A 23,300-nucleotide genomic window follows, 5' to 3' on the forward strand; every position below is an offset into this window, starting at 1 on the left:
GGCAAACCCGAGCGAGGCGATGTCGCCGATGCCGCCGAGCTTCACGGACCGCACGCCGGACGAAGCGGGAGCGGCCCACGGGAACGCGTCGGGTCCGCGACCGTCGGCCCAGGGGAGCATGCGCGCGCCGGGGCCGCGGCCCTCGACGCCGAGCGCGTCGTCGAGCCACGTGCGGGCTTCGCGGGCGGCGTACACCGCGGCGCCGCTCGGGACGTGCTCCGCCTGCTTGCGGAGCGTCACCGCGAGGTCGCCGTCGCCGTCGCGCCGCAGGGCGGGAAGGAGATCGTAGCGCCGCCACGTCTCGCTGCGAGTGCCCTGCCGGTCGATGCCGTCGTCGCCGCGCCAGTATTCCGTGCGCGGCTGGTTCGCCCAGGAGAGGTGGCGCGTATCGAAGCCGGTCGACCCCGAAACGTAGGCGCCGATCGCGTTCTCGGCGCAGTTGAACGCGGTCTCCTGGAGCTCGAGGTCGCGGGACACGTCCTTGCAGCCGAGGTCGAAGTGCAGCGGCTCGGGGTCGGCCGGCGTGCAGGCCGCGCCGAGGCCGGTTGCGCCCTGGATGAGGTCGTCGGGGCACGGGATCGCGGGCACGACGAACGTGCCGATGAACGCGTGGAGGAACGCGTCGTAAGCCTCGTTGCCGAAGACCTCGCGGACGTACGATCCTCCGCCGGGGACGAGCTTGTCGGCCCAGTAGCTCGCCTCCTCCGCGGTCTCGATCTCGATCGTGTCGAAGGCGCTCTCGGCGAGGTTCTCGCTGTACCCGAGCGTCATGAGGAGCTCTTCGAGCGTGGGCGGGCGTGAGATGGCGGAGCTCACGGCCTCGCCGTTCTGCGTGGCATAGACGAGGAACGTCGCCGCGCCCATCTCGGACGGCGCGATCGCGCGTCCGCGGGCGTCCGCGATCGAGGAGGCATTGACCTTGAGCACGGATCGCCAGACGGTGCCGCCCGCGCCGCCCACCTGAAGCGTGGGCGCGCCCTCGAAGACGCGCCGGTCCTCGCTCGGCGAGCCGTGACGGTGCGCGATCGAGGCGTCGGCCGCGACGGGGATCATCGCGGGCATGACGACGGCCCGCGCGTCGGACGGGGGACCCACCTGGTCGAGCCCCGGCCCGAGGGCGTTCACGCCCTGCACCGCGTAGGCGAGCCGCGTGCCGACCGGGAGCCCGTGGCTCGTCGGGTCGGAGAGCGCGCGCAGGTGGCCCGCGGCCGTCGTCGCGACGATCTCCGCGGAGGCGTTCGCGTCGAGGTCGCGGCGCAGGAGGTTGAAGTCGACGAGGGGCGCGCCGCCGTCCTCCGGCATGTACCAGCGGACCGTCGCGAAGTCGTGGTTCTCGGGAACCTTGACGGCCTCGAGAACGGGCGCGGGAGGCTTGATCGCGTCCCCGAAGCGGATGTCGTCGACGAGGACCTCGATCGGGATGTGCGTGCCGCCGATGCGGAGCGCGTTCGGGACCGCTCCACTCGTCGTGCGGAACTGGCCGACGAACTGGCCGTCGAGCGCGACCGCGTACACGTCCGCGTCCTTCGCGGGGGCGTAGACATCGATCGTGTGCCAGCGATCCGGGTGGGCGCCGCCGACGATCTCGCGGTTCGTCGCGGTGTCCCCGGCCGCGATGCCGTAGGAGAGGGGCAGCTTGTTGCCGACGACCGCGCCCACGGGGTCGGGCAGCGCCGACACCCAGCTCACGGCGCCTTCCGGGTCGAGGGGCGCGAGGATGTGCGGATCGAGGTCGACGCGCAGCGTCTCCTCGAACGCTCCGCCGGTCGCGCGGCCGAGCTGCACGAGATGGAACCGGTCGCCCGGGATGAGCGCGTTGAAGAGCCCGGGCTGGAGGCCGGGCACGAGGAACCGCACACGCGCGTGGTAGGGCCCCGTGACCTCGGCCGTGCGCCACGTGACGGTCGCGGGCGTGCCGTGGAGGATGTCCTCGATGGACAGGTCGATCCTCCGATCCGCGAGAAGGCCGGCGAGTGCGTCGTGGAAGGCCAGGTTCACCTCGGCGTTGCCGGAACCGACCGGAGGATTCACGCGAAGCGGCGGGAGCGAGGGGTCGGTCTCGCCGATCGCGAGGGCTTGAAGGATCGTCTCCGTCGCAAGGCCGTTCAGCTGTTGCGCGAGCTTCTCGACGGAGGGACAGAGGTCGAGGTCGACCGAGGCGAGCGGCTGGTCGATGCTTGCAAGGTTCATGGGAACCGCGTCCAGGTCGCGGTTGAGCTGGTTCAGGATCGAGAACAGCGTGTCGAGGCCGCGCTCCTGGATGCGGAGCGCGCGCGACCAGCGGGCCTGGTGCGCGTCGTGCGGGAAGCTCGTCTCGCGCGTGATCTCCACCATGTCGCCGAGGCACGTGTCGAGGCGCGCGTCGACGAGGCCCCATGGATCGAGGCGGATCTCGCCCGATTCGTAGACGGGTTCGACGCCGGTCGAGGGCGCAAGACGGCCCTCGCGATGGAGGGCGAAGCGCTCCTCGAGAAGGGCGGGGCGGACGCGGTACGGGAGCGAGGACTCGCCCGCGAGGCCGTCCTTGTTCACCCCGCGCACGGTGATGTAGCGCCACTCGCGATCGAAGGCGGGATCGAGCGTCGAGGTCTCGAACGTGACGAAGTCCACGCCGGGGCGCCAGTCCGCTTCGCCGATGGGCCCTTCGAGCGCGCGGTAGCCGGGCGTCACGTGACCGAGCTTCACCGCCTTGCCGTCGGGGCGCGGCGACGCGAAGACCTCGTAGTACGCGACGGCCGGGTTCGCGAGGCCCGACGGCTGGAAGCTCACCTGGAGCTTCTCGGCGAGGCCGGGCGCGCGGTGGAGGCGCGCGTCGAACACGAACGGCGCGGGCGGGGCCCCGAGCGGAGGACCGACCGTGGGGGCGCCCTTCGCGCCGCCGGCCGACACGCTGATCTCCTGCACGGCGCCGGGCGCGAGGTCGACGGTGGCGAGGTGGACCTCGGGATGGTCCGCGCGGAGCGCGACGGCCTCCGGGACCTGGTCGAGCGTGCGCGCCGTGTCGGTCGCGCGGTGGAACGCGTCCGGCCGGCGGGCGGCGGAAGCGTCGGGAAGGCTCGCGCGCGCGTCCTCGGCGGCGCGGCGGCGGTTCACGAAGGCCTCGAGGGCGTCGCTTGCGAGACCCTCAGGGCTGCGCGTCACCCACGTCGTGTGGACGGACGCGGAGGGGCGCGTCGCGTCGCGCGGCTCCGCCGCGGCCGACGCCCGCGTTCCCGGATGGTCGGTGGTCACGACGGACCACATGGGCTTCATGACGCCGTTGAAGCCGTCGATGAGCGTGCCGCCCCGGCCGCCCCAGATCGCGTCGATCTCGGCCGAATGCGCGCCGATCGACGTGAACGTCATGGACGCGTGGACGCGTTGGGCGGGCGGGAGATTGACGGTTCCCTCGTCGAGGATCCTGTCGCCCACGCGCACGAACGCCGCGCGCGTGGAGGCGTCGTAGCCGAGAACGACTTGCGATTGCGAGGGCGCGCCGAGCCTCAGACCCGAGACGCTTCCGTCGAAGACCGCGATGAACCGCTTCGGATCGACGCGCTCGTACGCCGCGGCCGTGGCGTTCAGGAGCTCGCGCATCGCGAGGGTCGCGTTTCGCCGCGCGCTCATGACGCGCTCGTCGAGCTCCCGGACGTCGCGTCGCTCGATCGCGTCCACCCAATCCTCGGCCCAGGCGAGGAGCGCGTCGTTCGCCGCAAGGAGCTCGGCGACCGCGAGTTTGCCGTTCTCGTCGGCGGCCGCGACCTCCGCGAGGGCCGCGTCCCTTTGGCTCTGCACGTGGAGGCGATAGGCGGCTTCGCGCTCGGCCACGCTGTCGAGCGTCACGTTCGTCATCGCGTTTCCGGCCCACCGCGCGATCTCCGCGCGACGGGCGTCCGCGAGGGCGAGCGCCGCGTCGGAAACCTCCTCGACGTGGAGGCGCGCTTCGGCCGTGATGGCGTTCAGCGTGAGATCCACGGCCGCGATCCGCTGGCCCCTCGCCACGACCTGCGCCTTGCTCGCGCCGAAGGCCGTCTCGAGCCCGCGGAAGAGCGTGGGCTCGCCGATGATCGAGGCCACGTCCTTCTCGAGCGCCGTCACGAGCGGCAGCGCCCGGGCGAGGTCCTCGCCTTCGCGCTCGAGGTGCTTCGCGGCGACGAGATAGCGACCGAAGGGAACGATCGCGTCGAGGCGAGCGAGCGCTTCGCGGAGCTCGCGCTCCTCCTCGGATCCCTCGAAGTCGACGATGGTCTCGACGTCGTCCACGACCTCGTAGCCGACGAGGAACACGACGCCCGCGCCCGTGTCCATGAACGTCATGCGAGCGAGGGTCTTCGAGAGGTCCGCGGAGCCGTCCGCCTTCTCGGGGTGTAGCGCGTAGGTGAACACGTAGGCCTCGAGGAGGCCCGCGTGGAGGAGCTTCGTCACCTCGGCGAAGGCGTCCTCCGTGAGGTCGGCGAGGTTGCGCACGACGATCGTGCGGTTCGTGGCGCTCGTCCGCGCGAAGCGGTCCGCGCCGGTCCCGACGGCCTTCGCCGAGGCGAGCGAATCGCGCAGGACGTCCAAAGACTCCGGCATCGCGCCGAGGCGGATCTGCATCCGGACCCCCGCGCTCGCGTCCTGGGATTCCGTCGTCACGACCCGGACGGTCGCGGGGCGGACCACGAGCGAATCGAGCAGGATGTCCGGGATCGAAAGGGGATCCGTCTTCACCGCTTCGATCACTTCGCGGGAGGTCTTCGCCGCGTTCTCGAGGATGGCGAGCATCTCCGGCGTCGGATCCGAGAGGTCGAGATCCAGCGTGCGCCCGCGGGCCGAAAGCACGAGCGCGCCCGTGTCCGCCTGCCAGGCGACGCGCTGCGGGCCCGCGCCGTCCTCGACCCACGGGTCGACGAGGAGTTCCGGCGCGCGCCGCGAGGCGCCGACCACGACGGTCTCCTGCCGCGTCGCGACGCGCCCGCCGTCGTCCGTCACCTCGAGCTTCACGACGTGCGCGCCCGCCGAGGGGAACGTCGCCGTGACGGAGGGCGTGAAGCAGCCGTCGGCCTCGTACGCGACGACGATGCCGTCGGCCGTCTCCTCGACCGTGAGCCTCCGGAGGTTGCGACCGAAGCCGGTCGCGAGGGCGTTCGTGAAGAAGTCGTCCGCGGGGTCGTCGTTCGCGTCGGGCGCAAGCGGCGCGCCGAGGGAAACGAGGGAGGCGTCGGGAACGGGCAGCGTCCACCGGTAGGACACGACGCGCCCGTCGGGGTCCTCGAGGTTCGCGAGGGCCGGTGTGGCGCGGTTGGGCGCGAAGACGACGGGCCTTCCCGGTTCGACGGGCCCGACCCAGACGAACGTCGCGTCCGGGGCCTCGTTCGCGCCGGCCGCGCGGCCGACGTTGAACCAGAACGGGCCGTAGTCCATCTCGTACACGAGGCCGGGAACGGGCGCGTCGCCCGCCTTGAGAACGGCCTCGATCTCGATCGCGTAGTCGCCCGTCTCGGGCAGGAGCCGCTCGGCCTCGGCGGCGTCGAGCGTGACGCGCAGCTTCTCGAACCGCGCGACGTCGAGGCCCACCTTGACGTCGAAGAAGCCGGGCGCCTTGGACGCGGCGAGCGTGACGCGCACGTCGCCCGCGGGCGGCTCCGGCTCGAAGGGCAGCACGGGCCCGTCGATCGCGTCGCGCGTCGCGACGAGCGCGCGGCCGCCGGTCTCGTTCACGAGCCACACGCGCACGCGGTGACCCTGCCCGAAGGTCGGAAGCGACATCTGGAGCCGGTCGAGGTCGTTCAGGATCTCGCTCATGGGCACGCGCACCGAGAGCAGCTTGCTTGCCGCCTCGAGGGTCGTGTCGAGGAGATCCTCGAGCGTGTAGCCGAGGTCGGCGAGCGTGTGCTCGCGGAGCCAGCGCACGTCCGAGGCGAAGGCGCCCGTCAGGTTCTCGTCGCCCACGAGCTTGCGGATCTCGCTCTCGGCGAGGTCGAGCTTGTCGAGCGTGACGTTGTTGAGGATGTAGCGCAGGAGCTCGAGGTCGACGCGCGGGAGCTGCGGATCCATGAGGACCTGGTAGCTTTCGACGCGGTTGCGGACCGCGAAGTCGAAGGCGAGGTCGACGGAGGTCGGCGCCGCGTGGTCGCGCTCGAACCGGAAGCGGTGGATGAGGCGCTCGCCCGCGATCTGCCGGAGGGCCGGGGTGCCTTCGACGAGGTAGCGGTCGACGGGCGGCTCGCGGAAGCCGAACTGGCCGCGCTGGAGAGCCATCGTCGAGGCGCGGAGGAACTCGCGGATGATGAGCTCCTCCTCGATGGAGACGCCGTCCTCGTCCATCGGCCCGCCCTGCGCGTTCTGCGTGATCTGGTCGAGCGTCGTCAGCACGGGCGTGGGCTCGCGCAGGCGCGACACGTGACTCACGTTCAGCCACTGCCCCTCCTCGCGGAGCACGCGGCGGAGGTCCTCGGGCAGGCGCTCGAGGTCGGAGTCGGCGGGCGTGACGACGAGCGCGCGCCGCCGCTGGATGCCGTCCGTCACGAGCGCGGCCGCCTCGGTCACGAGGTCCTGCTTGTTGAAGGTGAACCAATTGGCGCTGCCGGGCGGGACCTCGATGAGCACGGCGCGCGAGCCGACGTGGACCTCGCCCGGGGCCGGGTCGAGGATGGCGTCCACGCGCCCGATCGTGAAATTGACCGGCGTGTCCTTCGGGATCACGTCGCCCATGCCGTCCGCCATCGGATCGAACACGTACGCGGGATACGCGAGGCCCATGGGGTCGATCTCGCGCCGCTCCCAGTAGCTCTCCGTGAAGCCGGGATCCATGAACGTGTCCTCGACGATCGCGGGTCCGCGGCCGTCCGTCTGGCGGTGCTCCGTGACGTGGCCCGCGAGGTCCCGGCCCACGAACGAGAGGCCGTGGCCGCCGGGCGGTCTCAGGAAGCGGCCGCTCCACGTTCCGAATCCGCGGTGGTCGAGACGGCAGGCGAGACCGGCGATGCCGCCCGCGGCGTCGGGATACGCGTACGTGCCCACGTCGTTCGAGAAGCGGAACCCGGCGCCGTCGCGCCACCACGCGGGGTTGACGCCCGGGACGGTCGGGAGGCCCGCCGGCGTGCCGAGCGCGACCTCGCTTGTCGCAAGGAGGGTGCCGTTCGCGCGCGCGACCTTGAGGAGCCTCGGGTATTCGATGCGCCAGCCGGGGTAGCCGTTCGCGACCGGATCGATCGCGTCGAACGCGAAGCGGAAGACGACGTCGCGCGGGTTTGCGGTCCCGCCGAAGCTCGCCGCGGCGCGGCCCGTCGCGACGTCGACGAGCCCGCTCACGTTCGCGAGGACGGCGCTTGGCACGGGTTGCGAGGGATCGCGGCTGTCGCGCATCCAGACGGTGCGCCACGTGACGCCGCCGTCGAGCGACGCCTCGACCGACAGGCGGTCGACGGGCGCGTGCGCCACGCGACCGCGCCCCGCGGGCTCGACGTCCTGGCGGTGCCGGATCACGAGGACGGGATCCTCGAACGGGACGTCGACCTCGAAGCTGAAGGCGCCGCGGGCGGGGCCCGCCGCCTCGTAGGTTCCCTTCGTGGCGTTGCGGAAGGCGAGGGCGGGAACGGGGGCCGCGCCCGCGGCGGGATCGATGACGTCGACGGTCGCGAGCATTCCCGAGGACGCGAAGCCCGGAAGCGACGCGGGCACGGCCGCGTACACGATGGGGTCGCCGACGGGCGTTTTGTTCTCGACGCGGACCTGGACGATCGACCAACCGCCGTGGCGGTTGTCGATCGCGTCCACCGAATCGAAATCGAAGGCCACGGTGGCCTTGTCGCCGCCCTTCGTGAAAGCGGAAAGCGGGACGCGGCTCTCGAACCAGGCGTCGCCGATCGCGTTCGAGGACGACCACGTCGCGGCGCGCGCGAGGGTCTCGAACGGGGGGCCGATGCTCACGGTCATGCGGTCGGGGTCGAGTGGCGCCGTCTGGGGCGCGCGCTCCACCTGCCAGGCGGCTTCGAAGGCGAGGAACCACTCGTCGCCCGGGTTCGGGTCCGCCGCGAGGGCGGCGCCGGAGGCGGGACCGATGCGGAGGGCGCCCTGCGGAATGCGCGCGCGGGCGGGCGTGTCGACCTCGACCCAGGCGGAGGCGAGCTCCTCGGTCGCCTGCAGGCCGGCCGAGACGTCGCGCGACTCGACGCGCGCGTGCGGCGCCGTCACGCGGAGGCCCGCGGGAACGTTGTCGGGGTCGATGAAGAGGTGGATCATGCCGAAGTTCAGGTGCTCGAACCCGATCTCCCAATAGACCTCCTCCCGCGAGGGGGCGGAGAGCCCGCTCTCGTCGTTGTCGCGGTAGGCCTTCTCGCCCCAGGGCGAGACGGCCTCCGGGACGTCGTCCACGCTCGGCTCGAGGTCGAAGATGTTGTAGCAGCGGCCGGAGTCGAAGTCGCCCGCGACGACCGCCTCCTCGGGTTTGTCGATCTTCGTGATGTCGTAGACCGCGCGGTAGTACGTGCAGCGCCAGAAGATGTTCACGGATTCGCCGGAATCTCCCGTCATCACCGGGACCCCGGTGATCGCTCGGCCGTTCACGTTCCAGGTCTGGGACCGGTTGTAGAACGGCTGCTCGTAGAGCCCGCGGCCCGGCGGCTTGATCTGGTCGGCCACCGCGTGGTGGTCGCCCGCGAGCACGAGGTCGGGGACGAGCGTGTAATTGCGCAGGTCGATGACGCTCGTGTATCGCGCGATGTCCTCGAGGCGTCCCGTGAGGGGGTTGAGGACGGGGTGGTGCTCCATGAAATGCGTCGTGAAGAGCCGCTGCGAGGCGGGGTTCACGGCGAACCCCGTCGGGTTGGGATTCGGCACCGCGGCGGCGTTCGGGACGAGGTCGCGGCCGATGACGTGCGCCTCGGGAATGGCCCAGTCGATGCGGTTCTCCTCGAGCTGCGCCGCCATGACGAAGTCGCTGAGAAGGTGTCCCCCGTACACCTCGAAGGTGTAGGGATTCACGTTCAGATGGTGGGGCATGAAGTCCATCGACAGGAGCAGATTGGCCTGGAAGCCGGTCGTCACCATCGGGGGCACGACGCACGTCGTGCGCGGCACCTTGTCGGCGGGCTTGCCGATGATCGGCAGGTCGTTTTTCTTGGACATCTCCTTGTGGCAGGGGACGCTTCCGCCGCTCCGCTGGATGATGCTCAGCCAGCCGGGCACGAGCGGCGCGTTGTCGTGGTTGCCGAGGTTCGAGATGTAGATGTTGCCGTCGCCGGGGTTGATCCAGATGTCGAAGGGCTGCAGCAGGCGCGGACGGACCTCGTACCAATAGTCGAGGAGGAGCGGACCCACGGGCTCGCGGATGATGAACACGTGGTGCTCGTTGCTCACGCCCGCGTAGTCGACCTGGATGGGCGTGGCGCGCGGATAATGGATCGGCTCGACGTCGTCGCAGTGCCAGGGGTGCTTGCCGCCGGCCTCCTTCTCCTTGCCGCGGGCCTCCCACGGATCCTCGCCCTCGGCGAGGTGGAAGAGCCAGTCGTCGGCGCTGTAGCGGACGCAGTAATCGAGCCACGTCGCGGTCCCGACGGCGCTTCCCGCCCCGGCGATCGGGATCATGGAGCGGACCGAGGCTTCGAGCGTGGGCGTGTCGACCGTGCCGTCCTCGAGGCCCACGAGGGAGCCGTCGCGCGCCGCGCCGAGCCACTTCTCAAGGAATTTCGCCGACGCGTTCGTGAAGGAGTGGTCCTCCTCCGCGAGGTCGACGAGGTCGGCCACGAACGCCTCCGTGCGGCCGGGCCAGCGCGCCTCGAGCGAGGCGAAGACCTCGACGACCGCCGGTGGCCGCTCGGGGGGCGTCACGCGCTCGATCGTCGCGAGCGACTTCTCGAGGAAGGCGAGGTCGTCGCGGCTTGTCAACCGGTCGAACCACCGGTCGCGGAACGCGTCCGCCGCGGCCGGGAAGCTCGCGGGCTCGACGAGGAAGAGGTCGCGGAAGTCCTGGACGAGGTCGGCCCACGTCGTGTCCTCGAGGATGCGGCGCGTCATGGATTCCACGAGAGGCGAGACGAAGCCGAGGCGGTCGTCGCCCGCGCGCGTCGCCGCGGGCGCGTTGAACTCGAACCAGCCGCCGATCTCGTTGCCTTCCGGCAGGCGCGTCGAGTCCGGGTCGTGGTAGAGCGTGAGGTCGCGCGGGACCGCGTGGAGGCTCGACGCATCGAGCGTCACGGCCTGCACCGTGGGACCCTTGAGCTGCACCGAGGCCTTGTCGGTCGAGAAGCCCCGCTTCCCGTTGTGGAGGAGGAGCGAGAGCGTGTTCGATTCGCGGTTGACGACGAATACGCTCCCGTCGCGCACGTCCACGTCCACGCTGATGGGATGCATGCCGTCGACGGGGCCGCCGACGTCCATGGGATAGGCCTTGCTCGCAAGGAGCACCTCGCCGCGCCCGCCGGGGCACGCGGCGTCACGCTTCGTCGCCGCGCACGACTCGGGCCCGGGTCCGCCCTTCGTGAGGTAAGGATTGTTGAACTTGGCGCTCGCGGGGTTGCCGTCGATGAAATGGATGGTCCAATCCGCGAGCATCCGGACGTCGGGATCGTTGAGCTGCCAGTAATGCGTGACGTACACGAGGCCCGTCACGGGGTTGTACACGACGTCGTGCGGACCGACCGAGACGTTCCCCACGATCTCGATGTAGCGCTCCCAGGCGTCGAGCTCCGCGTCGGCCTCGGCGACGTGCTTGCGGTGCTCGTCCCGGAGCACGGGATAGGGGACGAGGTTGTTCGTGTCGATGCGTCGCCGGATCTTCACCTCGATGTCCGAGGTCACCTCGAGGTACCGGATGAACCAGTCGCAGCGCCATCCGTCGCCGTCGCCGAGGCGCGAGGGATTGGATCGCGAGTAGAGGCCGGGCGAGTGGATGGCGTCGTAGCGCGCGAGGCGGCGCGTGTCGTAGGCGCAGAACTCGTTCGCGAACTCCGCGTCGTGCCAGAGGCGCGCGTCGATGCCGGTGAACGCGAGGAAGCACGCCCACCCGGTCGCGCCGGGCGGCGGGGGGTTCGAGACGACGGGCGGGTCCGTGCGCGCGGTGATGTAGGCGAGGGCGTCGTTCAGGTCCTTGTCCCAGAGGAACGACGTGTCGAGGCGGTCGCTCCAGCGGGCGCCCGCCGCGCGGTCGAAGCAATAGCGGTGGATGGTGTCGAGGGAACGCGCGAAGCGGTCCTCGACCTCGCGCGCGCCGAGCAGGAGGCTCGACGCATAGTAGAGGACGGCTTCGCGCGAGAAGACCGCGTTGTCGTCGAGCAGGAGCACGCGATAGCCCGTGCGCTCCTCGTACGAGGCGACCTTGCCCCAATCGACGACGTTGAGATTGACGATCGCGACCTTGCCCTGGTGCGAGAGCGCGGTGTAGATCCAGTTCAGCTCCGTGTTGAAGTCGAGGCCGTGGGGGCCGAGGTGGCCGTGGCCCTCGACCGAGCCCGTGAAGTCGACCGCGGTCGAGGTGTCGCCGATCGCGGCCCCGGTCGCGTTCACGCCGCGGCGGTGCGGGTCCTGCTCGTGGTAGTCGGCTTCGCCCCAGCCCGGCTCGTCCTCGAAGAACGGCTGGTAGCGGCATTGGCTCGACGCGAGGATCTGCTTCGAAAGCGGGAGGGACTTGAGGTCGACGCTCTTGCGCTCGCCTTCGGGCGTCGTATACGACACGACGGGGAGGTCGCGCGCGTTCTCGAGCACCTGCTTCTTCGCGGAGCACACGGCGTCGATGTTCTCGCGCGTCACGCCGCGGTCCTCCAGCACCTGGAACATGAGCTCCTCGGCCGAGCGGAGGCCGAGCGCCTCGTAGTATTCGGGCTGCTCGTCGTACTGGCGCTCGAAATACGAGCGGTAGAGGTGGCCGAGGCTCCCGAAGTGGTCGCCGTTCGAGTGCGCGGAGAAGTAGGCCGCGTAGAGGTCGTGCTCGCACGTGAAGCCCGTGAGCGGGTTCGGGGAGGAGGCGTGGAGACACGGCGTGAGGTTCAGGCCGACGGTGCCGAGCCGCAGGAACGTGTTCGACCGGTGGAGGGTCGGAGGCTCGACGGCGGACAGCATGCCGTGCGAGACGGGCGACGACGGCGTCCCTTCGCGCACGCGGTCGAATCCGCCGTGGGACATCGCAAGGTTCGCCCCGAACAGGAGGGCGATCGCCATGAAGGCCGCGAGCTGACGCTGACGCTGGTTGAATGGCCCGACCAAGGGCTGAACCTCCCCGATGGATGCGCCCGGGAAGGCCCGACGCGGGCCGGTCTCCCCGAACGAGTCTCCCTACCGAGCCGGGATATCGGACATGGCGACGATAAGGGTTGCCGTCCGCCGGTTAAAACGAGGCCTCGCCACGGGTCAGGGGCGGCCCCGGTCCGGTGCGACCGGTTCGAGTTCGACCTCGGGCCGCACCAATTCGACCTTGACCTTCCACCGGCGGCGCGCGAGGGCGCGCAGACGCTCCAGGGGGAGACGCCCGCGGACCCATGCGCGGGCGAAGAGCAGCGCCACGATGAGGAGGACGACCGCGACGAGGGCGATGAAGCCCGGATTGTCGATGAAGAAGGCGAGCGTCGCGCGGGCGTACGCGAAGGACACGCGCTCGAGGTCGAGGCCCTGGACGGGCGGCGCCATGCCGAAGGAGAGGCGCGCGTAGAGCGGGGCGCCGACGGCGTAGATCGCCCGCACCTGGAGGACGTGAGGGCCGGGACGGAAGTCGCCGGGCTTCAGGGTGACCGTGAACTCGGAGGCGGGCGGAATCTCCGTGTATCGGATGCCGTCCGTCGTCCATGCGAGGCTCACGGGGGGACCCCATTCGCCCGGGGAGAAGGATCCGCGCACCACGACGTCGTTCCGCGTGAGGATGACGTTCGCCGTGACCGGCGGGTCGACGATGAGCAGCCGGGGCGCGCGCACGAGCGCGTGCGGACTCGGCCGGAAGGTCACGAGATCGAGGCCCGTGCCGTTCGCGAGCACGGCGTAGACGCGCTCGCCGTCGGTGTACGGCCCCGCGTGGATCTTGAGCGTTCCCGTGAGCTGGACGCGCTGGCCGTTCGAGAGGTTCGCGGCGAAGATGAGGTTGTCCTTGCCGTCGTCCTCCTTCCACACGGCGAGGTCGCCCGCGATCGCCGGCGGGTGGCTCGACTTGAACGCGATCTGCATGTCGCGCACCGTCTTCGAGGCGGGGTCGAAGCGGAGGAGACGCCACGCGCCGTCGCGCTGCTCGAGGTAGTGGATCGACTTCCCGTCCGAGACGGGCACGCTCGGCGCCGTGGGGCCCCGCGTGATGATGCCGGTTCGACCCGTCGCGACGTCGAACCACGCAAGCTCCCACACGCCGTACTGGCTCGCGCGCCACACGACGACGCCGCCCGCGACGACCGGGTCCGTCTGGCGCGAGGGACCGCTCGCGGCGACGATTGCGGGCGACCCGTCGAGCCGGCGCGCGTGGATGTCCCACGTGAGCTTGTTGTTGTTGTCCTGCCACGCGACGACGCCGCCCGCGACCGCGGGCGTGAGCTCGTCGAGGGACCCGTTCGAGACGCGGACGAGGCCGTTCGTGTCGAAATCGAGCGCCCAGATGTCGCCGCGGCGACGGTCGCGGTGGTCCACCCACACGGCCGTTTTGCCGTCGAAGTCGAGGTCGCGCTTCGCGCTCGAGACGTTCGTGACGAAAAGGCCCGTGCCGGCCTCGACGTTGTGCGCGTACACGTCGACCGCCCGCGTACCGGGACGCGTCGCGAGCCACACGGCCCACGGGTGCGCGAGGCGGACCTCGCGGTCGAGGATGACGGACGCGGGGGCCGGGACGGGGACGGCGGCGACCTTCCCCCACCACCACGACTCCGCGTGGAGGGAAAGCCACGGGCTCTGGTTCACGTACGCGCGGAGGGCGCGGCGCTTCGCCTCCTCGAACTGCTTGCGCTTCTCGGTCGCGTTCGGCTCGTCCTCGGGGTGGTCGTGGGGCTCGCCGCCCCCATGCGCGAGCGCAACCGGCACGGGCGCGAAGAGGGCCGGGACGAGGAGGAGCGCGAGGAGGGCGAGGGCGCCGGCCCTGGGGGCGCCTCGGCTCCGCTCGCGGACCTTTGTCAACGTGACCACTCCAGCGGCTTTCCGTTCGCCCGTCCGCTCTTAAAGGTTGTTGCCCACCCGGCGCCCGCCGCCCGCGACCCCTCGCCGCCTTCGCCACCTATAAGACCCGTTCCCCTCCTCGCCGGCGCGTGGCGAAGCTGCGGCGCGACCTCGGCCTCTTCGAGGCGACGACCGTCGTCGTCGGCACGATGATCGGGTCCGGCATCTTCCTCGGGCCCGAGCGCATCGCGACCCTCCTCGCCGACCCGTTCCTCATGGTGCTCGTTTGGGCCTTCACGGGGCTCCTCATCCTCTTCGCCGCCCTCACCTACGCGGAGCTCGGGTCGATCTTCCCTCAGTCGGGGGGCGACTACGCCTACCTGCGCGAGGCGTACGGACCGCTCGTCGGATTCTTCAACGGGTGGAGCGTCGTCAACTTCGGCAAGGGCGCAAGCCTCGCCGCCGTCGCGGTCGGCGCGGCCACCTACGCGACCGCGTTCCTCCCGATCGAAGGGTGGGGCGAGAAGGTCTTCGCCGTCGGCCTCATCGCGGCGCTCGCCCTCGTGAACGTCCTCGGCGTGCGCCACGCGGGCCGCTTGAGCAACGTCCTTGCGGGCGCGAAGATCGCGGGCATCGGGGGCCTCATCCTCATCGGCCTTTTCTACGCGGGCGCGCCGCCCGCCGCGCCCGGGCCCGCGCTCCGGGCGCCCGCCGGGCTCGATCTGGTCGCGGCCTTCGGCGTCGCGATGGTGCCCGCGCTCTTCGCCTACGACGGCTGGAGCGTCTCGACCCAGGTCGCGGAGGAGATCCGCGATCCGCAACGCACGCTCCCGAAGAGCCTCATCGTGAGCGTCCTCGTCGTCGCGACGCTCTACATCCTCGCGAACCTCGCGTACCTCAAGGTCCTCGGCATTGGCGGCATCGCGGGGAGCGAGTTCGCGGCGGCCGACACCGCGGGCCTCGTCTTCGGCGACACGGGCCGCACGCTCATGGCGCTCGCCGTGCTCCTCAGCATCGTGGGCACCGCGAACGCGATCACCGTCACGGGCCCGCGCGTGAGCTACGCGATGGGCCGCGACGGCGTCTTCCCCGCGCGATTCGGAACCGTCACGCGCTGGGGCACGCCGGGCTTCGCGATCGTCGTCCAGGCCGCCTACGCGGCCGTCTTCGCGATCGCCCTCGACTTCGACACGCTCCTCAACGCGCTCGTCTTCGCGGGCTGGATCTTCTACGGCCTCGCGGGCGCAAGCGTCATCGTGCTCCGGCTCAAGCGCCCCGAGCTCCCGCGCCCCTACAAGGTCCCGCTCTACCCGTGGGTGCCGCTCGCGTTCGTGGGCCTCAGCGCGTTCTTCGTCGTGAACACGCTCACGCAGATCCCCGTCGAAAGCGGGCTCGGGCTCCTCCTCCTCGCCCTCGGGTACCCCGTGTACGCGCTTGCGCGGCGCAAGTGGCAGACCGTCGTCCCGGCGCGGGAGTGGCGGGCGCTCGTCGAGGCCGAGCGGCCGCGGTGATCAGGGCGAAAGCCGCTCGACGCGATCGCAGTCCTGCAGCGTCTCCGTCACGTCGACGTCCGCTTCCTTGAACTCGATCGACCTCGGCTCGGTGCACACCGTGAATCCGCCTTCGGCCGTTCCGCGCGGGAACCACAGATAGGGATTCGTCAGGCGGTGGCCGATCTGGGTCGCGTAGAAGGAGGGCGCATCGAGGACGATGGGCTCCGAGCCCGTGATGAACGAATATCCCTTGACGCAAGGGTTGGCGAGGAGGGTGCACGCGTCGTCCGCGACCGGCGTCGGGATCGACGACCATCGCATGACGCCGGGCGTTCCCCACGTGGTGTCCGGCGTGAGAACGATGCGGAAGCTGTCCATGTTGGTGCCCGCGCGCTTGGTGTCCCAGGGCACGAACTCACCCTTCGCGTCGAGATAGCGGTGCCCGACGGGCCGGTTGCCGCCTTCGTACGGATCGTCGCCGACCGCCCCGACGAAACCGTCCCCGTTGAGGTCGCGGAAGACGCCCGTCCACACCTCGACCGCGAAGAACCCGTTGGGGGGGACCGCGATCGCGCGGTTCCCATTGGCGTCGCGACCGAGGGCGGGGAGCGGATGCGCCTTCTTCAGCGCGCTTTCGCCGCCGGTCGGCGCTCCGAGGTTGGGGAGAAGGTCGATCCAGCCCGCGTAGCGCGACCGGTATTCTTCGAGGCGTCCCGCGTTCGTGCTCGCCGTGCGCGGGTCGGCCGCGTAGGAGGGGTCGATCTCGGCCTCGTAGGGCGCGTAGGCCGCGGCGACGACGGGAGCGGCCGCGGAAAGCGGCGCGGGCGGCACCGTGCACGTTTCGGGGCACATGCCGAGGCCGGGCGTGCTCGCCTCGTTCACGGCGGAGCCCGCGGTCGCGCGGTAGAGGGCGGCCACGGGTCCGGGCGCAAGGGCGGCGTACGTGTCGACGTCGACGCGGCTCCACGGCTCGACGCTGTAGGGGCGCGCGTTCACGAGGTCGGGCACGAGCGAGACTTCGCTCACGGTTTCCATCGTGTACGTGAGGAGCAGCGACCCGTCGAGGAAGACGATGAAGATGTTCGCCTGGTGGAGGCGCGTCTCCGCGTCGACGCCGCCCGTGTAACGGAAGTCCGGCTCGTTCGCCGGCGGCCGGGTGGACGATTCCGTGAAATGCGGGTGCGACCCGGGCTCGATGAACGCGTAGAGGCGGTTCTTGAGCGGCGCGTGACCCCCGACGGGCACGTACTCGTTCCCGGGGTCGTAGCCGTCGAACGCCACGCCGGCCGCGCCGGCGGGGCGGGTCCGCACCTTCTGGTCGATGACGCCATTCGCGTTCTCGTCGGCCCAGAATCCGTAGAAGGCGCGCGCGTTCACCGGGCCGGGCCAGATGGCCTCGGGCACGAACCCCGTTTCGCGCGAGAGCGAATGCGCGACGCCGGAGCTTCCCGCGCGCACCTGGGGATGCGCGGTGGACACGCCGGGGGACCAGAGCATGGCATCCAGGATGAGGACGCCCGAGGGCGGGGACGCCTGGTTCGTGCCGTAGACTTCGCAGGACGGGATGTCCGGCCACAGGTAGGCTTCCTCGACGCACGTCCGTTGGTGGGAAACGCGCGGCGATTCCTCGGTCTCGTAGCGCATCGTGCCGTGGTTCCCGGCGGCGATGGGCGCCGCGAGGACGGCGATCGCGATCAGGACGGGGGCGAAGCGGCGGAACACCAAAGAGCCTCCCGATGCGAAGGGGCCCGGGCGTGCCTTGACCCTTTCGGCCGGGCGTCGCGGCCCTTCAGGGCGCGAGGCGCTCGACGTGATCGCAGTCCCGCAGTGTCTCGACGACGTCGAGCCCCCCTTCCCGGAAGCTCAGCGCGCGCAGGTCCGTGCAGACCGTGAACCCACCCGCCGCGGTGCCGGCCGGGAAGAGCACGTACAGCGTCGTGAGAAGGTGGCCGGGGCGCTGGTCGTGCACGGGCCATGCCTCGAGGACCACGCTCTCCGAACCCTCGACGAACGCATACCCGGAGATGCACGGGTCGGCGAGGACCTCGCAGCCCGAGCCGGGAGCCGGCGCGCCGCCCGGGGTCACGAGAAGGATGCCCGGGTCGCCCCACGTCGCGTCGGGCGTGAGCGTGATCCGCATCGTGATGAACCCCGCCTCCGACCGCGTCGCGACGGGGACGAACTCGCCGGCCGAATCGCGGTAGCGGTGCGCGATGGGCCGGTTGCCGCCGTCGTAAGGATCCTCGCCGACGGCGCCCACGAAGCCGTCGCCCGTCGCGTCGAACCACAGCCCCGTGCGGACCTCGGCCGCGACGAGGCCGCCCGGCGGCACCGCAAGACCGCTTGCGGCCCCGGGCGCGGCGGGAAGCGGCGCCGTGCGCGCAAGCGACCGCTCGCCGCCGTTCAGCGCCACGAGCATCGGCATCACGTCGATCCACCCCGCGTAGCGCTCCTGGTACGTCGCGAGGCGGCCCGCGTTCGTGCTCGCGCGGCGCGGATCGTCGAGCCAGGCGGCCGAGACTTCGTCCTCGTACGCCGCGTACGCGAGCCGCACGACCGCGCCCGCGCCCGGGGCCGGCGCGGGCGGCGCGCTGCAGCCTTCCGGGCACGCGCCGAGGCCGGGCGACCCGACGTCCCGCACGAGCGGGGCGGCCGTCGCCGCGTAGAGCGCCGCGACGGGGCCAGGCGCGAGGGCCGCGTACACGTCGACGTCCACGCGGCTCCAAGGCTCGGGACGGTAGTGCCGGCCTTCGGCCCAATCCGGAACGAGGACCGCTTCCGCGACCGTCTCCATCGTGTACGTTTCGAGGAGCGACCCGTCGAGGAGGACGATCGGCGCGTCCGCGCGGTGGAGCCGGGTCGCGCCCTCGACGAACGCGAAGCGGACGTCCGGCTCCGACGCGGCCGGCCGCTCGTACGACGCCGTGACCGGCGGGTGGGCGCCCGGCTCGAGGAAGGCGACGAGGGCGCCCTCGTAGGGCGCGCGCCGGATCGCGGGCACGAACTCGTTGCCCGGTTCGTACCGCTCGAAACGGGACCCCGACGCGACGACGACCGCCTGGTCGACGATCCCGTTCCCGTTCTCGTCCGCCCAGAAGCCGTAGAACGCGACCGCGTGCGCGAGGCCGGGCGCGACGAGCGCGGGCGCGACGCCCGTCTCGCGATCGGGGGATCCCGAGCCCCACGACGTCGCGACGCGCGCCTCCGGGTGCGCGGGGAAGACGCCCGGCGTCCAGAGCATCGCGTCGAGGATCGGGACGCCCGCGTCCGGGATCACGCCGAGCCCCACCACGGGTTCGCAGCCCGGGAGGACGTCCGGCCACGCGAGCGCTTCGGGCACGCACGTGCGCTGGCGCGACGCGGGCGACGGCTCCTCCGCTTCGAAGCGGAGGGAACCATGGTTCGCGAGCGCGGCCGGGACGACGAGGAGCAGGAGCGCGAGGACGGCGAGCGTGCGCGGCATCGGGCGGGAACCTCCGCGTGGGACGCGGAGGGAGGCACCATGAGCCTTCGCCCGCGCCGTCGCCGCCGAGCCCGCGTCGACGCGGGTGCGGCGCCATGGCAGGGATCGGTCCCCGCGCCGCCGCTCCTTGAACCGCAACCCTTATCCCGCAATGCGCGATAGGCGACTTCGCGGGCCCGGGAAACCGGGACGTCCTTCCTGAGGAACGACGAATCCCTCGTCGCCGCATCGCACCAGCGGGGTGGGGTAGCCAGGAAACGCTGGACGACCTTCGGGTCGTCCGCGGCGTTCGCTCCGCTCACGCTCCCGACGGGCTCAACACCCGTCACGAACGCAGGGAGAAATGCGTTCACCATTCGCACCAGCGGGGTGGGGTAGCCAGGAAATCCCGACGGGCTCATAACCCGTAGATCAGTAGTTCAAATCTACTCCCCGCTACTCAAATTCCATAGACAACCAGCAATACATTTTTTGATAGCCTGCGCCTTACGAGCCCTGTTCTCGTGTCTGGGATCTGTCTCGAGGCCCCGGGGAGAGCTCCGCCATGCCGGCGGCATGTGAAAAGATATCATGTCTTGGGGTCCTATCGAGGTCCAAAGTTTCCTGGAATGGATCGGCGGCAAAGTCGTCAGCCAGCTTTATCCAGACGCGAAGGTACCTTTCCTCGGAGTACCGCATGACCCCGCTTGAGGGAGGTCGGGTCCCCGTCCAATAGGCCGACGGCCACAGCGACTCTGTCGAACTCTCTGCTTGCATCATTCTCGATGAGGAGCGGGTTGCCTTATTCGGCCTCTATAGCGGTGACGGAGCTAAAGGCTCCGAGAACCCAGATAATCGTACCCGGATTCGCGCGGCGATCTCGTTCTCGCAATGGGGCCAAACCTCGTCCGCTTCGCGGTCGACCCGTTCCGCAAGCTCTTCGGGAGCCCGATCCGCTTCACTTTTTCCCTCGACGAGGACGCAGCGTTCTTCATGGCTGGCGCGGGTGCCGCGGCACTCGCCAACCACTACGGAGGCACCGTTCCTCTCACGTGGTGACGCGGCCGTAGCGGCGCGGGTGTCCGTTTGCGTGGCTCGCGGCGAGACCGGCGGCCGCGGTAGCGCTCGCCGCAGATGCGTGAGCCAAGAGGCCATCGGGACCGACCCACTCGCCTGCCAGATAGAGGCCGGACACGCTCTCGACGAGGCTCGAGGGCCGGGAAACGTCTGGGCGGGGCCACCAGCTCGAAACCGTGATCTCGGGAAGGTCCTGCCTTGCCTCGACCCGCTGGGGCCAGCCGGGTTGCAGAAAGTCGAGGAATTGCTCCATCGCGCGCGAGGCGTCGTCGGGCGCCTCTCCGGGGGCAAGGTAGCGCATGACGTGGACGAGGGCGGATCCGCGTGGCGCCAGCTCGGCGTAGCGGGAATGGACCGAATAGTAAAGCGGCTCGCCGAGGCCCAGGGCGTACGTGAGATCCGGCCGGGGCAAGTCGGACAAGCCGACATCAAGGCATGCCATGCGCACGGGAAGGCTCGCGTCGGCTGCCGCCCGCAGTTCGGGCACGTCCGGAGCGATCTGGAGCGCGGAACGGGGCGGGACCGCGAGGATCACGGCATCGGCGGCCAGCGTGCGGCCGGCTTCGAGCTCGACGCCAGACACGCACCCATCCCTGTTCCGCAAAGCAGCAGCGCGCTCACTCGTTTCGAGCACGACGCCATGCCGGGACGCCGCTTGACGCAGATCGTCAACGAGACTCTGCCAGCCGCCGTGCAGATACAGCGTCTTCGCGCGGGTCACCATGACCATCTGCTCGATCGCGACGGCCGCGCTGGTCGTCGACGGGCCGTGCGCGAGCGTCGTGAGGCGCGCGAACATCTTGAGGAAGGCCTTCGCGCGCTCGCTGGAGAAGCGCTGGTCAAGGAAGTCCTCCAGGGTCCGTCCGACGAGCGTCGCGTCGGAAGCCTTTGGCGGGCGTGCAAGGAACGCGAGGAGCTCGCGCTTGCCACGGCGATCAAAGAGGTCGGACGCGAGGAGGGCCAGGGGACCCGTCGGAAGCGGAAAGATGCGGTCGTCGTGGACCACTCGGCCGGTCGCCGGCGCGACCACGCCGGCGCGCAGCTGAATACCAAGGCGTTTGAGGACGCGCCCCACGTGTCCTCCCGAGAACATGGCATGGGCGCCCAGGTTGAAGGCGTAACCATGCTCCCGGCGCGTGCGCGCCATGCCCCCCAGAGACGCGCTGGATTCGACGAGCCGCACTCGTGTGCCGTCCTTGGCGAGGAGCGCGGCGGCCATCAGCCCTGAAAGGCCGCCGCCGACGACGACCACATCCTGCGAAGCCACGCCCGTGGCAGGTCGCCCCCGGGATTGGAACCTGTCCGGCTCCGGAGTTTAAGATTGAGCACCTTGATAAGTGGGCCGTGGACGTGCGCGACTTCGCCATCCTCACGCACCTGCTCGCCCGGCCTTTCGACTCGTTCGAGCGGGTCGGCCGGGCGGCGGGCATGACCGGGGCGGCCGCGAAGGCTCGCGTGGCTCGACTCCAGGAAGAGGGTTTTCTCTCCGCCTTCCACTGCATCCCCGCACCCGAGGTCGTGGGCCGAACCGCTCACGGACACCTCTTCGTCGCAGAACCCGGCAGAATGCGCGTGGCCGACGTGCTGGCGGCCGACAGTGTCGTGACCGCGGTCGAGAACAGCGGCGGGCGTATGAGCGTCATCAGCTACTCGCGACCTGGCGACCCGACAGTCCCCCCCGAACTCCTCGACGCGCTGGGAGAGCCGCTGCTCACGGCGGCGATCCGGGTGACCCGGCTCGACGCGCGTCGCGCGACGCTCGGGCCTCTCGATTGGCGCGTCATGCGGGCGCTCGTCCACGACCCGCGGGCATCCGTCACGGATCTCGCCGCGGTCGTCGGGCTCACGAGACGGACCGTCGCCAGGCGGCGAGAAGCGCTTCTGAATGCGGGTGCCATCCGAACGATGCCGGCGCTCAGCGAAGCCAACGCGAGAGGGCTCGTGATCGCGCACTTCTTCGTCTTAGCCGAGAGCGCGACGGCGGCCGGGCGCGCGCTCCAAAATCCCGCGCGCGTTTTCCCGCTCGCGGAGTTCCTCGACCCCCCAGGAGTCTCGTTCGCGACGGTCGCGCCGACGCTCGGAGAGATCGTCGAAGTTGAGCAAGCCATCCGTGCGTTTCCCGGCGTGCTTGATGTGGGGTGGCAGACGCCGCTTCATGTCCACGTCGCCTGCGAGCGCGTCACGTGCTGGATCGAAGAGCAAGAGGCAGTCTGGAATTCGCGCTCCACGCCTCGGTGATCGCCGCACCCGCGGGATGCGCCGCGGCGTGCAGATTCCACGGCGGGTGACTTATGATGGTGCTCAAATTCGAAGCGCGGTACACGACAGCGTCGTATCCCGCACCCGCAGTCCTCGCGGCACCGGCAACTGGCTCGGACCGAAGAACGGGCATGCGTGCTACGAAAGGCGGGAGGTCGACATTTGGATCGGGGACCACCATCAAGGCTCGAGCGCCGTCTCGTCGGGTTGTTTGCCAAGGCCGTCTTCGTCCGCGGCCGCCGCCGCACGCCGCCCGAGAAACCGAAGCATCCGCCGAGCCAGGAGGTCGTCATCGAGGGAGACGTCGGACAACGGCTCGTCGCCCGCTGGTTCCCTGTGGAGCGGCCGCGCGGCGTCGTGGTCTTGGCGCACCCCGACACGAGGTGGGCGAAGGATTGGTTCGTCCAGCGCGGGTGGATCGACTTCATTCACGAGGCGGGGCTGGAGGCGCTCGCGTTCGACTTCACCGGATACGGCGCGAGCGAAGGGCCGGCGACATATCCTCTCGATGACGTGTTGGCCGCCACGCGTTTCGCCCAAGCCGGGTCAGGCTTCCTGCCCGTCCATGTCGTTGGCGTCAGCTACGGCGCTTGCGCCGTTGCCAACGCCGCGCCCCGGCTTTCTGGCGTGAAGTCCATCGTGCTGGAGTCGCCGTTTCCAAATCTCAACATATGGTTTCGGGATAGACTTCGACGGCTTGCGATGGATGTCTTCGATCGTGCATTTCCCAAAACGTCGCGGTTCGCGCAAGCCGACGAGAACATCGCGCACGCGCTTCCTGAACGCATCCTGTTCTGTCTCGCAGAGGAAGACGAGACAACGCCTCCTGCGCTCACGGAGGCCGTCGCACGTCGCGCGCCGCAAGAGCGCACAACGCTTCTACGGGTCCCTGGCGCAAGCCACCTCGAGCCCTTTACCACGAGCGAAGAATACCGCCAGGCGCTGCTGAAGACTTGGCTCGTGTAGCGCAGATCGCGCGCAGCACTGATGGGACCCAGCCTCCGAGGTTGGAA

9 protein-coding genes and 1 tRNA gene (1 of these 10 only partly in view) are annotated in these 23,300 nt (G+C 70.4%); 5 read left to right on the forward strand and 5 right to left on the reverse strand.

What is annotated here, in order from left to right; genetic code table 11:
- Both VM889_00290 and VM889_00295 read right to left on the reverse strand, forming a co-directional pair.
- On the reverse strand, window positions 1-12,159 hold the 5' portion of the coding sequence (locus VM889_00290; GenBank protein ID HVL46976.1) for a hypothetical protein. 804 nt of this gene lie to the left of the window's left edge; the window shows 12,159 of its 12,963 coding nt (coding positions 1-12,159); the start codon lies at window positions 12,157-12,159; its stop codon lies off the left edge, out of view.
- Window positions 12,160-12,303: 144 nt separating this feature from the next.
- Complete coding sequence (locus VM889_00295; GenBank protein ID HVL46977.1) at window positions 12,304-14,046, reverse strand: hypothetical protein; 1,743 nt, start codon at window positions 14,044-14,046, stop codon at window positions 12,304-12,306.
- Between the two features lie 119 nt (window positions 14,047-14,165).
- Here VM889_00295 and VM889_00300 point away from each other — a divergent pair, with 119 nt between their 5' ends.
- Entirely contained in the window at window positions 14,166-15,527 is a 1,362-nt protein-coding gene (locus VM889_00300) for an amino acid permease (protein HVL46978.1), read from the forward strand.
- Here VM889_00300 and VM889_00305 read toward each other — a convergent pair whose 3' ends face one another.
- Together VM889_00305 and VM889_00310 are read right to left on the reverse strand one after the other, a co-directional pair.
- Window positions 15,528-17,231, reverse strand: a complete 1,704-nt coding sequence (locus VM889_00305; protein HVL46979.1) for a hypothetical protein — start codon at window positions 17,229-17,231, stop codon at window positions 15,528-15,530. It abuts the gene before it with no gap.
- 67 nt (window positions 17,232-17,298) lie between these two features.
- Window positions 17,299-18,972 carry a hypothetical protein gene (locus tag VM889_00310; protein HVL46980.1) on the reverse strand — a complete coding sequence of 558 codons (1,674 nt, stop codon included), beginning with the start codon at window positions 18,970-18,972 and terminating at the stop codon, window positions 17,299-17,301.
- A 363-nt stretch (window positions 18,973-19,335) separates the two neighbouring features.
- Here VM889_00310 and VM889_00315 point away from each other — a divergent pair.
- Together VM889_00315 and VM889_00320 are read left to right on the forward strand one after the other, a co-directional pair.
- A tRNA-Met gene (locus VM889_00315) sits at window positions 19,336-19,410 on the forward strand.
- A gap of 432 nt (window positions 19,411-19,842) precedes the next feature.
- Window positions 19,843-20,010 (forward strand): hypothetical protein, encoded by a 168-nt coding sequence (locus tag VM889_00320; GenBank protein HVL46981.1) that lies wholly within the window; start codon window positions 19,843-19,845, stop codon window positions 20,008-20,010.
- Here VM889_00320 and VM889_00325 read toward each other — a convergent pair.
- A complete protein-coding gene (locus tag VM889_00325) occupies window positions 20,000-21,295 on the reverse strand; it encodes an FAD-dependent oxidoreductase (protein HVL46982.1) in 1,296 nt (431 codons plus the stop codon). The two genes, VM889_00320 and VM889_00325, sit on opposite strands and share 11 nt — an antisense overlap.
- 77 nt (window positions 21,296-21,372) lie before the next feature.
- On the opposite strand from VM889_00325, the gene VM889_00330 reads away from it, so the two are divergent.
- Both VM889_00330 and VM889_00335 read left to right on the forward strand, forming a co-directional pair.
- Complete coding sequence (locus VM889_00330) at window positions 21,373-22,266, forward strand: AsnC family transcriptional regulator (GenBank protein HVL46983.1); 894 nt, start codon at window positions 21,373-21,375, stop codon at window positions 22,264-22,266.
- Window positions 22,267-22,449: 183 nt separating this feature from the next.
- On the forward strand, window positions 22,450-23,253 hold the full coding sequence (locus VM889_00335; protein HVL46984.1) for an alpha/beta fold hydrolase: 804 nt from the start codon (window positions 22,450-22,452) through the stop codon (window positions 23,251-23,253).
- Window positions 23,254-23,300: the final 47 nt, after the last annotated feature.

It is taken from the genome of Candidatus Thermoplasmatota archaeon, assembly GCA_035540375.1.
GTDB lineage: Archaea > Thermoplasmatota > SW-10-69-26 > JACQPN01 > JAJPHT01 > DATLGO01.

Coding starts and splice junctions, on each gene's coding strand:
- VM889_00310 (HVL46980.1), bottom strand. CDS start 18,972: ATGCCGCGCACGCTCGCCGTCCTCGCGCTCCTGCTCCTCGTCGTCCCG.
- VM889_00320 (HVL46981.1), top strand. CDS start 19,843: ATGGGGCCAAACCTCGTCCGCTTCGCGGTCGACCCGTTCCGCAAGCTC.